Genomic DNA, 13,254 nt, shown 5'->3' with positions numbered 1-13,254 from the left:
CATCTCCCCCATCTTCCCTATCTTCTCTATCACCAATCACCAATTCCCAATTCCCAATTCCCTAAGACAAAATTGGTTTTAAATTAATGTGACGACCGACTAATTCGGCTACATTGTCTAACATGGCTTCTCGTTGCTCTCGGTAGTTGGGGACTCCGGTGGGGAGGGAGATTAAACCGCGTCTTTGACGGAGGTGGTTTAACCAAGAGCGTCGCCAGGGGCCGTTATCAAAGAGGCCGTGAAGATAACATCCCCAGATAGATTGGGTGGTATCGACTAAACCGAGATCGGAGTCGTCAAAGAGGGGATAATATTGGGGTTCTTCTTGTTTGATCACTCGGGTGCGGCCTTGGTGAATTTCGTATCCGTCGATGGGGAGGCCGGTTTGGGGATAGTTGGAGGTGCAGATGCGTTGGCGGACGACTTTGCGACGCGCGATCGCCGTTTTCATGGGCAAGAGTTTCAACCCGGCACATTGCCCCAAATTCCCTTCTAACCCGTCGGCATCGGAGACACTTTGCCCTAACATTTGAAACCCCCCACAAATCCCAAAAACTGTCCCTCCGGCGGCGGCGTAGTTTTTGATTTTCTCGGCCATGCCACTGTCATGTAAGGCTTGTAAGTCGCCCATGGTGGTCTTGGTTCCCGGTAAAATTACCGCGTCGGGATAGCCAAAGTCCCCCTCAAGGGGAACATATCTCACCCCCACAGTGGCTTCCGCTTCGAGGGGATCAAAGTCGGTGAAGTTGGAAATGCGGGGGAGGTGGATGACGGCGATGTTGAGTTCTTGATGGGTTTTCCGCGATCGCCGTTCCATTAAACTTAATGAATCTTCCGCCGGAAACAAAGAATCACTCCAAGGAATCACCCCCAAAACAGGAATTCCAGTATATTCTTCGAGCCATTCAATCCCAGATTCGAGTAACGAGAGTTGTCCCCGAAATTTATTAATAATAATCCCGCGAATTAATGCCCGTTCTTCCGGTTCGAGGAGTTGTAACGTTCCCACAATATGGGCAAATACCCCGCCTCGGTCAATATCAGCCACTAAAATAGTCGGGGCGGATAAATGGCGGGCAATGCGCATATTGGTTAAATCTCGATGCTTGAGATTCACTTCTGCGGGACTGCCAGCCCCTTCACAGACCACAAGGTCAAATTCGCTGGACAGTTGGTTTAAAGAGTCTTTGATGGCTTCCCAGCCTCGCTCAAAATACTGCTCATAATAGTCAGAGGCACTCACCGTCCCGGCAGCTTTTCCTTTCAGGATCACTTGGGAAATAGAATTACCTTGGGGTTTGAGGAGAATGGGGTTCATTTCCACCCAAGGACTGACACCTGCGGCCCAGGCTTGCACGGCTTGAGCATAGCCAATTTCGCCCCCAGTGGAGGTGACATAGGCGTTGAGAGCCATGTTTTGCCCTTTGAAGGGGGCAACGCGCCATCCTTTCCGAGAAAGGAGACGACAAAGGGCGGTGGCCACCATTGATTTTCCTGCGTGGGAGGTTGTTCCCACTACCATGATTGCTCGCATAGGGTTTGGGCGGTTCGGGTTAAATGGGGAGTCGTAGCCAACGGTTTAAGGCGTTTTTGAGCCGGCCCCCTAGGGAGGGACGGGGAATACTCCCAGGTTGCTGTTCCCATTTTTTCACAATTTCTCGACCTAGGGGGGTTAAACGGAAACTATCGGTGATGCCTTGGCCATCGACTTCCCGCCGCAGGACTCCTACTTGGATGAGCCAGAGAAGGGCGTTTTCGGCGGCCAGTTCGGGGAGGGTGTGGCGGGTGTAACCGTTTTGCTGTCCGGTTTGACTGGCGATGGCTTTTAGGGGGACGCTCTGGGAGCGCATGGCCAGAAATAAGATTAAGCAAAAGGGGGAGCAAGATAAGGCTCGTTTTGCCCGTTCTACGGTTTTCGGCGCGTATTGGACGGCGGTGGAGGAAGACAGGGTAGAAGTCATAGAGGATTGGCAAATCTGTCGAAATGGAGAGGTCGAAGTGTTATTTGTAAACTATTGTAAAATCTAGGCAAAAATATTGTTGACGTTAGAAAGGAAAATTTATGGTTTTAGCCGTTGGTACAAAAGCTCCTGATTTTACGACCAAGGATGATGCTGGGAATACGGTGTCTCTGTCCGATTTTGCTGGAAAGGTCGTGGTGTTGTATTTCTACCCAAAAGATGACACGCCGGGTTGCACTAAAGAAGCCCAAAGTTTCCGAGATAACTACAGCCAATACCAAGATAAGGAAATGGTGGTGTTAGGCGTGAGTCGGGATGATGAAGCCTCTCACAAGTTGTTTAAAGAAAAATATGGCCTGCCGTTTTCTCTGTTGGCGGATACGGATGGCACGATTACCAAAGCCTATGATGCAGATGGCGGAAATTATTCTAAGCGGGTTACTTATCTGATCGATGCAGATGGGAAGATTGCTTATGTGGATGAGAATGTGAAAACCGATTCCCATGCTCAGGATATTTTAGCCCGCATGGTTTAGGAGTTGATAGTTGATAGTTGATAGTTGAACCACTCCCCTGTTTCCTGGTCTGGAGATGGGGGAGATGGAGCAGATGGGGGAGATGGAGCAGATGGGGAGATGGGGGAGAAGCAAGATTAATTAATTACCCATTACCCATTATCCAATACTCCCCAAAACCGCTACTCCTCAGAGGAAGGGGTGGCGTTTTGCTCTTGTTGGAGTTGTTGTTGTAGGAGTTGGAGTTGTTGTCGCCGGAATTCTTCGCTGGCTTCGTTAAGATTGCGATCGGTTTGTTGACGAAATTCTCCCATTGATGGTTTATTCCCCATATTGACTCGGTGCATGATGTCTAGGGGGTTAAGACCATTTTCTCCCTCAAAGAGACTGTCCCGTTCATTCCGTTGAAATCCTTCGTTGGTAGAGTTGTGCGGAGTTTGGGCGAGACTGGCAGAGGCGAGAAAGGGTAAGATGAGACTCAAGAATAGGCTAAAGGGGAGACGAAAACGAGTCGATAAGTTGAATTGCAGCATGGTTGTTGGCACTTTTGTTACTGAGGTTCGTGTGTTTGCTGTGAGGTTTAGGGGGCTGAAGACGCATCATCCTCAAGGACTCGTGCTGCTCTAAGCGGCTCAAGTCAAGGGAAACGCCCTTCTTGCTCTTTATTATAATCAAGGCCGCGGAGACTGTCTCAGGGGAAATGTTCGGATTTTGTTAAATTCCCTCACACCCTAAAAATCTTGTGTTATGCTACAGGGGTGAGAGATAGGATTGGATTAAGCGTTTGTTTGAAATTTATAAAAGTAACTTTATAGACCTAGATTCATAAGACTAGATTTATAAGAGACCGCCTTGTAAAGACTAAGACGAACCAACATCTGACCCTGATTCCACAATTTTCTTTATTGGTTTGGTTTGATTCTGGAGATTGATTATGTCGATTTATGTGGGTAACCTCGCTTACAGCGTCACCCAAGACGAGCTAAAAGCTGTCTTTACTGAATACGGCTCGGTTAAGCGAGTTTATCTTCCCACAGACCGAGAAAGTGGTCGTCCTCGTGGCTTTGGTTTTGTCGAAATGGACAGCGAAGAGGAAGAAGAAGCAGCTATTGAAGACCTAGATGGTGCAGAATGGCTCGGTCGTGTGCTAAAGGTCAATAAAGCGAGACCTCGTGAACGTGCAGGTCGCCGCTAATCCGTCGAATAACACTCGAATAACACTCGAATAAAACTCGAATAAAACTAAGTCAAGTTTTCACCCCTTTGAACGCAAAAGAAGGTTTCGGTGGGCTTGCTTAGTTCTGCAAAAAAAAGGGCGGTAGGGCATCCCGTTCTATAAAGCTCAGTTTATTTATGTCCTAGAAGTGTCTGGGAGTCGCTGGGAAACTCTCGCCTTAATCTGTGATTGGTGAGGGGAAATGCCGTTATAAAGTAAATCAAATGTCAGGTTAACTCTATCTAAACAAGGGTTAACCCGCATTTATTTTTTTTTATAGGTTAGTGAGATGAGGACTAGGGGTAGCAGGTTACTGAATACGTGCTACACTGGATATCCGACTCTAAAACCAGCCTAGACTTTGAGAAGGTCACTGCACTGTCAATGTTAAGTCTTGGTTAAGTCTTGGTTAAGTCTTGGTTAAGTCTTGGTTAAGTCTTAAAGCCTTGACGACGGCAATTCTGTCATGAGACTTGACAACGTTGACAGTTTTTGATGGTGCAAAAGTTTATAGGTACAATAGAAATTAGGACGAAAATTCTAGGAGGATAGTGTATGACTCAAGTCACCGTAGGTGAAAATGAAGGAATCGAATCTGCATTACGACGGTTTCGCCGGGAAGTTTCCAAAGCAGGGATTTTTGCGGATATGAAGCGTCTGCGTCACTTTGAAACCCCGCAAGAGAAGAAAAAGCGCAAAGCGATCGCTAGACGACGTAAAAAGCGTTATAGCTAAATTAGCTTCGCTTAATCTAAGTTTATTGGGTTCTAGGGAGGTGTCATACACAAGCATAATGGGTATGACTGAAAGCTACAATTCTTCCTAGAACTCTAGTTTATTGATTACGGTTTAATGCTATACTACCCAACCGCCGCAGAAAGTAGTAGTAGTATTAATAGAGGATAAAAGGGGATAACTCCTACAGAAATTCGATGACTATAGGGAGTTTCGAGATAATTTGCACCTTCATTATGTATGAGAGAGGGGTGACATGACTGTTTTTCTGGAATTAATCGGAATTGACTTAGGATTGCCTCGAACAATTCCGGTAGTCATGGCGTTTTTGTTAAGTTTAGTTGTTTTTTTAACCTTTTTACTGATCACAGGGTTGTCTTATCTGCAAATTCCTAAGTTACTGGGGTCTGTAGTTGAGCATTCTTCGTCTTCGGAATTAAAAGAAGTCTATCAGCAAGTCATTCAACCGGACCAAGGGTGGTTAAGTTGGGTGACAATTCTTAGTCTGTTTGATTTTATCTTGTTAACCACTCCCACTCCCACTTGGTTGGCGTTTTGGGAATTACCTTTGGCGGTATTGGTGTCACTGAATGTTACGCTATTAAGTTTTAAGCTATTTACACGCTTTTTTGATAGTTATTTGTTAGAGGTTGTTTTAGAAGATCAAAGTAAAATTAATAGCGAATTATTGGCTTTGGCTAAGTTTTTGACGAAAGCGTTCATTGTGTTAATTATTATATTTTTATTTGCTCAAAGTCACCAAATTAATTTAGTGGGTTTAGTGGCGAGTTTGGGGGTAGGTGGGGTGGCCATTGCCTTTGCTTCTCAGAAAGTCATTGAACAGATTTTGTGGAGTATTGTCCTTTATATTGACCGTCCGTTTACGGTTGATGATTATATTCATTTACCCGATAGAAACTTAGGCCGAGTGGAGTCTGTGGGATGGCGTTCTACTAAAATTCGCTTATCGGGTAAAAATACTTTAGTCGTTGTGCCGAATAGTAATTTGGCTCAGATGAGTATTGAAAATTTAAGTCGCGCTAAACGAATTGTTTCTATTGTGACTTTAACGTTCTTTCGAGTGATGTCTGAAGAAGAAAAAGCTCTGATTCATAATCTTATTTTAGAGAGTACCAATGATATTTTAGGGATTGATCACCAACTCACTCAAGTAACTTTCCAAAATCTAACGGATCCAAAGGGACAAGATTGTGTCCAAGCACAAGTAATTTTCTTTATTTTGGGGACAACTGAGACAACCTTAGAACTGCAACAAGGGTTATTAGCGATCGCCAGAGATAAGATGATTGAACGATTAGAAGATTATGGGATAAAATTCAAGTTTAAAGAAACGGTGGTTGATGTAACGCAACCGATGAATATGTAAGAGTTTGTCATGGTTGGTTGTTAGTTGTTTGTTTGTTGCGTAAATCCCAATTCCCTATTACCCATTACCCAATAATGTTAAATGATTGGCTGCAACTTGAAGAAGAAATTCTACAATATGTTATAGAATTAGTGATCCGGTTGGGTATCTTTACTGTGGGTGCGGTGCTGTCTCCGTTTATTGGGCGATCTTTACCCAAGGTGTTACGGAAAACATTAAAACTGATCGGCTATTATCTTGATATTGATGGAATTGAAATTTATAATCGTTTTGTTGCTCCTTTTAAAAATGCACTTAACCTAACCGGAACGTTTTTATTTTTGGCGTTATGTCTCAATGTTCTCATTGAATATGAAGACCTTTATACGTTTTTAGGGGTGTTTATCTATTTTGCCTTATCGGTTGGGATTGTTTGGTTAGCGTCGAAAATGGCACGACAGGTGATTCGTCGTTCGGTGATTAGCTTAGTGCAACGTTGGTTTGGCGAAGTGAACGAAGTTGTGTTAATTTTTGAAACGCTGATTTATGTTCTGATCCTGCTGATTGCGGTGATTATTTTTGCGGTGGGGTTACGGTTAAATTTAGTGGCGATTGGTGCGAGTTTGGGGTTGGTTGGTTTGGCAATTTCGGGAGCAGCAAAGCAAACCCTCGAAAACCTATTTGGGACCTTACAACTCTATCTTGATCGTCCTTATGTTGCGGGAGAGTATATTCGGATTAACTTTAACCCCTATGCGGAAGATATTTATGGCCGGATTGAGTCCGTGGGGTTACGATCTACGAAAATCCGCATTGTTGCTCAAAATACAATGATGATTGTTCCCAATTCTGTCATGGCCGGTAAAAATCTGGAAAATGTCAGTCGAGGTAAGAAGATCATGGCCATGTTGTGTCTTGATTTTGGCAAATACCTGAAACAAGGGGAACAAGCGTTGGTGAAGCAGATTGTTGAAGAAGCGTGTAAGGTATTCTGGAGTTTTGAACAAGCAAATACTCGTCTTCAGTTTTGTCCCTCGGAAGATTCTGAGAAAGCAGGAACGCGGTTGCGAATTATTTTCTTTATTACGAGTACCAGTGGTAATTCGCTGACTTTGCGGAAACGGTTGTTAGAGTTAGCGAATGATGCGATCGCGCTTAAACTCGCGGCCTACAATCTCCATTTTACGGTTCCTGAACCCACTGTATATATTGACTCCCCCATGTCCATATGACTAACCCCTCTCCTCCCGAAGAAAATCTCCAAAATAATCCCCCTGAAGCGGAAAACTCCCTCTCTCTGGAATTCCTTCAGGAAGAACACCTAAACCTAAAACAAGAGGTGGAAACTCTCCATGAAAAACAAACGAAACTGCGTAGTTTATTACAAACTTTAGTCAGTGGTTTATTAATTGGTATCCTGATTATGATTGGGATTGCGGGATGGTTTGCCTATAATATGTTAGTGCAACAACAAATTAACCGGAAAGAAGCGAAAAAGGCAGCAGAAACCAATGCTAAATTGCGAGAACAGGTAGAAGCATTAGAAGCTACACTTCAGCGTCAACAGCAACAGTTAGAACAGATTAGGCAAGATTTTCCTGATGAGTTGAAGACATTATCCGAGACGGTTCAATCTCAAGAACGTCAGTTAGATTTGTTGCGGGATCAGGTTAATCTGGTTGAAGAACCTGTGGACGATGAACAATAGACAATTAACAATTAGCAATTAAAAATTAATAATTAATAGTTTTAATCCCTAACGGTGTCACTCATCCCTATCTAGAGATTTCCATAATCTCTGTATATTCGTATTGATCAGCACTCCGTTTTACTAAGGGATATGTCACCCCATTAATCTCTAGACTATCTTTCTCACAATCCGGTTTGGGGGAGTGATAGACCAAAACGTATTCTTTGCCAATATAGGGTTTAATTTCCGTTTCCACTTCTCCCCGACTCTGGGTTTTAGTGACAAGAATAATTAACTGGTTGGCCAACTGGGGGAGAGACTGGGCCACATGACGACGGTAAATTTCATCGAGACTTCCGAACGGGGAGTCCATCACCACCGGAAACGTACTGCTATCGGGTCCCATGAGGGTTTTTCGTTGACTCCATTCCCTCACTCGGTCAATTATTCCCCCGATAAAGGAGAGACTGAGAATTTGATTTTCTCCCGTGGATGCGGCCACAGGGACTGCAATTCCCGATGTGTTTTCAATTAGGGTGAGTTCGTAGTCTGGACTTAATCGGGGTTGGTAGGGGGTAAAAGAAATTGAACTAAAAATTTCTTGCACTCGCAGTTCTAAAGAGCGACGGAATTGGTTTTCTAATCGGGTTCGCACTTCCGTTAACCGGGTGATGACTTCTTGGGTTGCGTCGATGCGTCGTTGTGCGAGGGTTTGTTTGTTTTGTCGTTGTTGTTGTTTGCTGATTTGCTTTTCGAGGTCTGTGATTACCGTGTCAATTTCGTCGATTTCCTGTTGATTTCTCCCCTGTTCTAAGGTCAAATGGCGAATTTTTGTCTCGATTTCGTCCAGTTGTTTTTGTAACTGTTGAATTGCTTGATCGGGATATTTGCGGAGTTTTTGTTTTACATTGTCTAATTCATTCTCAACTCTGGCTAAATCTTGACGCTGTTGTTCTCGGTTGGCTTGGATTCGATCAACTTCTTGCCAAAATACGGGGATTTGGGTTTCTAATTCTGTCACTCTTGCTTCTAAATGAATGGCCGCTTCTTCTACATCGGCAATTCCTGCTTTATTCATCCATGTTTGGACGGCCTGTTGTGCGGGTGTTCCTTCGCTTAATTCTGTGCCACAAATACAGCGTTTTTGGTCGAGTAATCCTTGGACAAAACGTTGTTTAATTCCGGTGGGGAGTTCCCCGCGATCGCGCAAATCTTGAATAATTCCCCAAAATTTTTGGGTCAGGGGTTGGGTGAGTACCGTGTAACCACTTCCTGAGATTAATCCTTTCAGTTCTTTTTTCCCTTTAATTAACTGGTTACGGAGGGATTGTTCTTGCTGTTCTAACTGGACTTTGAGAGTTTGTAATTCTTCTGCACCCTGTAAGGCTAATAATTGCTCATTTAAGCTCTTTTTTTGGGTGTCTTGTTGGCTGAGTTCTTGGGTGATTTCTTGTTGGCGAATGAGTAAATTATCTCGGTGTTTCTCTTGTTTATTTTGTTGACGAACTAATTTCTTGGTTTCAATGTCCCCAATTTTCTTTAATTCGTCCTGTAATTTGCGTTTAACGGCCTTAGAATGGTCGATGGCACGGTCTAAAACTTTGACCCCTAATAATTCCTTGGTATCCTCAGCAATACGATGTTTAGACTCAGATCGGAAAATGTGATCAATACGTTCCCCATCAAAAAAGAAATATTGATGTAAACTTTCGGGTAAAATACGGTTAATAATTTCGTCGGGTTGTTCTAGGGGAGGAGTCCAACGGCCATCGTCCCCGGCAATTAACATAAATAATTTACTTTGGCTATATTGGATAATATTATCTTTATCTTGGCAAGCGTAACATTGCCGTTTTAATTGATATTGTTTGTTCTCATGTTCAAAATAAATTTCTGCGTGGCATTCTACTGATGTCCCGGTTTTAACTTCAGAAATTGCCCGTTTATTAATGAGGAGTTCGGGAGAGTTAAAGGCCGCTGTGAATTTTTCGTAGAGTACCCAAGTAAAGGCGTTTAATAGGGTGGTTTTTCCTGCTCCATTATTGCCATGAAACAGGGTAATATTTTCTGCTCCACTAGCTAAATAAATATCTGGGGTTGTTCCGTAAAATTGCCTAAAGTTATGTAAACGAAGGGAAATTAATTTCATTGGATTACGTCTTTAACTATTTGCATAATATCATCGTTAATATTACGAGGGGTTTTCAGATATAATTTATCCCGTTCTAGTTTTAATATCCGTTCAATCAAGGTTTTAACTTCCTCGGATGCTGTATCAATAGGTTCTTGAACTTTATCTAACCGTTCGGAATGTTTCATTTTGATTTTTTATTTGTTGTTTGTTTGCCTCTATCTTCCCCCAATTATCCATTATTCATTAATAATCACCCATCATCCAAATCATAGCGGGATTGTAACTGAAATAAAGTTTCTTTGGCTTCAGTGGCATTTTCGGCTAACTCGGCAAAAGCAACAAAGCGGATTAATTCTTTGCGGAGTAGGTTGCGTTCCACCTCCCAGGTTTCTCGGTCGAGGGCAGGGGGTAATACAATCATGTCAAAGAGAGTTGCTTGGTCTTTGTCGGGATGGGGCCGTAAAATGCGGCCTCGTCGTTGGATGAATTGCCGGGGGTTGCCTGTACTTGCCAAAATAATTGCGGTTTGAATAGCGGGAATGTCCACCCCTTCATCGAGGCAACGAATGGCCACTAACCCCTGTAACTCGCCGCGTTCAAACTGGTGGCGGAGTTTTTCCCGTTCTTCCTTGGGGGTTTCGGCGGTGTAGGTGTTGACGCGATACCCCAATTCACGGCCTAAAATGCGGGTGACGGCCTCGACTTGTCGGGCTTTTTCCCCCTTGATATGGCCATCGCCACAGTAAAATAGGGTGTGGGTGGTGTGGCGGCGGGTGGCCATTAATTGGCGGAGGAGGTGGAGTTTGTTGGCTGCTGAACCGATTAAGCGCGATCGCTGCATTAACAAAGCCGTCACCGTGCTACTATTCTCTAGGGTCTCCTGTTCCGCCAAAGCCCAGCCAATGCGCTTTGTGAGTTTCGCATAACGCCAGGCTTCCTCTGGGGTGAGTTCCACCAATAGGGGATGATAGCGGTAACGGACTAACGCCTGTTTCTCAATCGCGTCAGCCAGGGTGAATTCTGGCTCTAGAACCGCCCCAAAATAGTTAAATAGGCTTTCCGTCCCCGAATCATCAAAATAACGCTCAGGGGTTGCAGAGAGGGCAAGACGTAAGCCAATATTGCGGGGTAAATAGCTTTCCATTTGTTGCGCCCCTAAATTATGGGCCTCATCCCCCACAATCAGGGTTTTGGGGGGGAAAAATTGCAATTGCGATTGTAACCCCTCGCTAATTAACGTGGCATTAGTGGTAATCAGGGTAAGAAACGGTTGAGTTGCGGCACGGATATTGTAGAGTTGCCGAGAAAGGTGGCCTTGCCACTGTTGCACATTTTCAAACGCTAAGATGGGGTGCAGGTTAAATTTCTGACATTCCCTTTCCCATTGGGTGACGAGGTGAATTGAGGGACAGATCACCAGTAAGACTTGTAATTGGATTTGTTGATAGAGTTCAGCAGCAATAGCTAGGGCAACAATGGTTTTACCGCTTCCGGTAGCCATTTTCAATGTGCCTCGGCCTCGTTGTTCAAACCAACTTGCGATCGCTTGTTTTTGATAATCTCGTAACTGCAAATGAGCCGGAAGTTGGGGGACATGGTGAGTTTTCACCCCATAACGGGGTTTTGCCTCCCGCACCCGCAACGAGTCCCCTTGTCCCCGATATTGTTGGGCAATTTTGTCCCAAGGGAGATTAAACTGCTGGGTGATCGGGGGTTGGTGATCTAGCGGTAGTCCGGTGTCGTATTTCGCGCCAACCCTAAACTCTGAACGCCCCACGCCTTATCCTCTCATTCGCGTTTTCAAACATTATAGGAGCTTTTGGAGTCCCTTCAACTCCAGAAACCGGGTTTCTGTGGTCAATCTTGTTGAAAATACCCCAATCTTGAGAGAAACCCGGTTTCTCACCCCTTAGTTGGGTTAGTGTTATCTTAGCGTCGCAAAAAGACCTTCGCTTTCTCAGAAGAACTATGAAATCACTTACGAGAATCACCTTTAACCCCGAAGTCATGGGGGGTAAACCTTGTATTCGAGGTTTACGGGTTACAGTGGGAACGATCATCGGATTAATGGCTTCTGGGCATACGCCTGATGATATTCTGGCCACTTATCCTTATTTAGAACGCGAGGATATTTATGAAGCCTTAGCCTATGCTGCCTGGCGAGTCGAGGAAATTGAAGTTCCTTTAGCCTCAATATGAAAATCCTCATTGACATGAATCTTTCCCCAGACTGGGTGAAAACGTTTACAGAAGCAGGAATAGAAGCGGTTCACTGGTCAACTGTTGGCGATCCTCGTGCCTCTGACCAGAGTATTATGACATGGGCTTTGGAGCATCGCTATATTGTCTTTACCAATGATTTGGATTTTGGGATTTTGCTGGCAGCAACCCAAGCAGAGTTCCCCAGTATTATCCAAGTCCGGACTCAGGATGTATTACCGACGGCCATTGGAGAATCAGTTATTACTGCGTTAAACCAGTTTCAGTCACAATTGGAATCTGGAGCGTTAATCACTATTGATAGTTCCCGTTCAAGAGTCCGAATTTTACCCATTGTTTCCAATTGAGCGCAAATTGAGAGCTAGAAACCGGGTTTCTGTGGTCAATCTGGTTAAAAATACTCCAATCCTGAGAGAAACCCGGTTTCTCACCCCCCAAGGTTTTGGGGTTTAGCTTCTGGGGTTAGGGGAGATCAGTAATCCAGCACAAATGAACAAAAAAAACATCATTAGAAAGAGCATTATAAAACCGTTCATCGGCTGTTACCATTTTACATTGTGTTGGACAGCTAAAGCTAGATAAATGCAGTCATACACCGCTTGATTCACTCTTGTGGCAATTTCTAAGGCTTGAGGAATCAAAAAATAAGATTGGTGAATTCGCCAAGGATAACTAATCATTGCATTAAAATCTACTTTGGCTTCTTCTAGTGACAATTCTCCTTTTCTCACTCGTTTCCAGAGAATATTACCAATTTCAGAAAAACCAAAATCAGGGACTAAAAGTTGATAGTCTGGGTTTCTTAACCGTAGCGCATCATTTGAATGAATTTCTGGTAACACCCATTTAATCACCACATTCGCATCTACAACATATTGAATCAACGTTGTCTATCCTCCCGTAATAAATCAGCACTATTACTAAAAGATTGGGAAAAATGTTGTTGTCGGGCTGCGTCAATTTTTGCCCATGCTTGAGCCAAATTTTGGGTTGAGTCAGTAGTTTCTGTGTTTTCTAGAGTTGTTTCTAAAATTGCTTCGATTTCTTCTTCTAAGTTACGGTTATTGGTTTCAGCTAATTTCTGTAATTTTTCGAGTAAGGCGGGTTTGAGATGGACTAAGGGAATTTGAGTCATTTTTTTTACAGAGGCATTGGAGCAAGAGAAAAATAGGTTAATTTATTAATATTGTATCGGGAATTTAGTCCTTTGAGAGCAAAGTGAGAGCCAGAAACCGGGTTTCTTAGCTCAATCTTGTTGAAAATACTTCAATCTTGATAGAAACCCGGTTTCTCACCCCCCACTTTTAAGACTCTTTGCTCCCCCAACCCGTTTTAACGGGTTTTCGCTCTTAGCCTTGGGTTTTAACCCAAGGTTCTGGGGTTTAACTTCAATCTTCAATCTTGAGAGAAACCCGGT

16 protein-coding genes are annotated in these 13,254 nt (G+C 43.8%); 8 read left to right on the top strand and 8 right to left on the bottom strand.

Features of this window, described 5'->3' with window-relative positions; genetic code table 11:
• Positions 1-61 precede the first annotated feature (61 nt).
• Both cobQ and PN462_RS12470 read right to left on the bottom strand, forming a co-directional pair.
• Positions 62-1,534 carry a cobyric acid synthase CobQ gene (gene cobQ / locus PN462_RS12475; RefSeq protein ID WP_443029158.1) on the bottom strand — a complete coding sequence of 491 codons (1,473 nt, stop codon included), beginning with the start codon at positions 1,532-1,534 and terminating at the stop codon, positions 62-64.
• 19 nt (positions 1,535-1,553) lie between these two features.
• Positions 1,554-1,961 (bottom strand): Npun_F0494 family protein, encoded by a 408-nt coding sequence (locus tag PN462_RS12470; protein WP_272128581.1) that lies wholly within the window; start codon positions 1,959-1,961, stop codon positions 1,554-1,556.
• Positions 1,962-2,062: 101 nt separating this feature from the next.
• Between PN462_RS12470 and PN462_RS12465 the strand changes: the two genes are divergently transcribed.
• Positions 2,063-2,497 (top strand): peroxiredoxin, encoded by a 435-nt coding sequence (locus PN462_RS12465; protein ID WP_272128580.1) that lies wholly within the window; start codon positions 2,063-2,065, stop codon positions 2,495-2,497.
• Between the two features lie 161 nt (positions 2,498-2,658).
• Here the strand turns inward: PN462_RS12465 and PN462_RS12460 are convergent, their stop codons facing one another.
• Complete coding sequence (locus tag PN462_RS12460) at positions 2,659-3,009, bottom strand: hypothetical protein (RefSeq protein ID WP_272128578.1); 351 nt, start codon at positions 3,007-3,009, stop codon at positions 2,659-2,661.
• Between the two features lie 401 nt (positions 3,010-3,410).
• Between PN462_RS12460 and PN462_RS12455 the strand changes: the two genes are divergently transcribed.
• The 5 genes from PN462_RS12455 to PN462_RS12435 all read left to right on the top strand — a co-directional run bounded on the left by PN462_RS12455 (position 3,411) and on the right by PN462_RS12435 (position 7,501).
• Complete coding sequence (locus PN462_RS12455) at positions 3,411-3,671, top strand: RNA recognition motif domain-containing protein (protein WP_272128577.1); 261 nt, start codon at positions 3,411-3,413, stop codon at positions 3,669-3,671.
• A 576-nt stretch (positions 3,672-4,247) separates the two neighbouring features.
• Positions 4,248-4,427 (top strand): 30S ribosomal protein S21, encoded by a 180-nt coding sequence (gene rpsU / locus PN462_RS12450; protein ID WP_272128576.1) that lies wholly within the window; start codon positions 4,248-4,250, stop codon positions 4,425-4,427.
• Between the two features lie 256 nt (positions 4,428-4,683).
• Positions 4,684-5,814 (top strand): mechanosensitive ion channel family protein, encoded by a 1,131-nt coding sequence (locus PN462_RS12445; RefSeq protein ID WP_272128574.1) that lies wholly within the window; start codon positions 4,684-4,686, stop codon positions 5,812-5,814.
• A 74-nt stretch (positions 5,815-5,888) separates the two neighbouring features.
• On the top strand, positions 5,889-7,025 hold the full coding sequence (locus PN462_RS12440) for a mechanosensitive ion channel family protein (RefSeq protein ID WP_272128572.1): 1,137 nt from the start codon (positions 5,889-5,891) through the stop codon (positions 7,023-7,025).
• The gene (locus tag PN462_RS12435; protein WP_272128570.1) at positions 7,022-7,501 is read left to right on the top strand and encodes a hypothetical protein; all 480 of its coding nucleotides are present in this window, start codon (positions 7,022-7,024) and stop codon (positions 7,499-7,501) included. The genes PN462_RS12440 and PN462_RS12435 overlap by 4 nt, the downstream gene beginning before the upstream one ends.
• Before the next feature lie 67 nt (positions 7,502-7,568).
• On the opposite strand, the gene PN462_RS12430 is transcribed toward PN462_RS12435, so the two are convergent.
• From PN462_RS12430 to PN462_RS12420, 3 genes are all read right to left on the bottom strand, one after another.
• Complete coding sequence (locus PN462_RS12430; protein WP_272128568.1) at positions 7,569-9,632, bottom strand: AAA family ATPase; 2,064 nt, start codon at positions 9,630-9,632, stop codon at positions 7,569-7,571.
• Positions 9,629-9,802, bottom strand: coding sequence for a hypothetical protein (locus PN462_RS12425; protein ID WP_272128567.1), 174 nt, complete (start codon positions 9,800-9,802; stop codon positions 9,629-9,631). Before PN462_RS12425 ends, PN462_RS12430 begins: the two co-directional genes overlap by 4 nt.
• Positions 9,803-9,867: 65 nt before the next feature.
• A complete protein-coding gene (locus tag PN462_RS12420) occupies positions 9,868-11,325 on the bottom strand; it encodes a DNA phosphorothioation system restriction enzyme (RefSeq protein WP_443029159.1) in 1,458 nt (485 codons plus the stop codon).
• Positions 11,326-11,585: 260 nt separating this feature from the next.
• Here PN462_RS12420 and PN462_RS12415 point away from each other — a divergent pair, with 260 nt between their 5' ends.
• Positions 11,586-11,816 (top strand): DUF433 domain-containing protein, encoded by a 231-nt coding sequence (locus PN462_RS12415; RefSeq protein WP_272128565.1) that lies wholly within the window; start codon positions 11,586-11,588, stop codon positions 11,814-11,816.
• Entirely contained in the window at positions 11,813-12,184 is a 372-nt protein-coding gene (locus tag PN462_RS12410) for a DUF5615 family PIN-like protein (protein ID WP_272128564.1), read from the top strand. The genes PN462_RS12415 and PN462_RS12410 overlap by 4 nt, the downstream gene beginning before the upstream one ends.
• Positions 12,185-12,379: 195 nt before the next feature.
• Here PN462_RS12410 and PN462_RS12405 read toward each other — a convergent pair whose 3' ends face one another.
• A complete protein-coding gene (locus PN462_RS12405) occupies positions 12,380-12,721 on the bottom strand; it encodes a type II toxin-antitoxin system VapC family toxin (RefSeq protein ID WP_272128563.1) in 342 nt (113 codons plus the stop codon).
• Entirely contained in the window at positions 12,718-12,972 is a 255-nt protein-coding gene (locus PN462_RS12400) for a hypothetical protein (protein ID WP_272128562.1), read from the bottom strand. The genes PN462_RS12405 and PN462_RS12400 overlap by 4 nt, the downstream gene beginning before the upstream one ends.
• Positions 12,973-13,254 lie beyond the last annotated feature (282 nt).

The sequence above is a fragment of the Spirulina sp. CS-785/01 genome (assembly GCF_028330525.1).
Lineage (GTDB): Bacteria > Cyanobacteriota > Cyanobacteriia > Cyanobacteriales > Spirulinaceae > JAQMSD01.
Note: the sequence above shows the minus strand (reverse complement) of the source record. Positions and strands in the feature narration are given on the sequence as shown.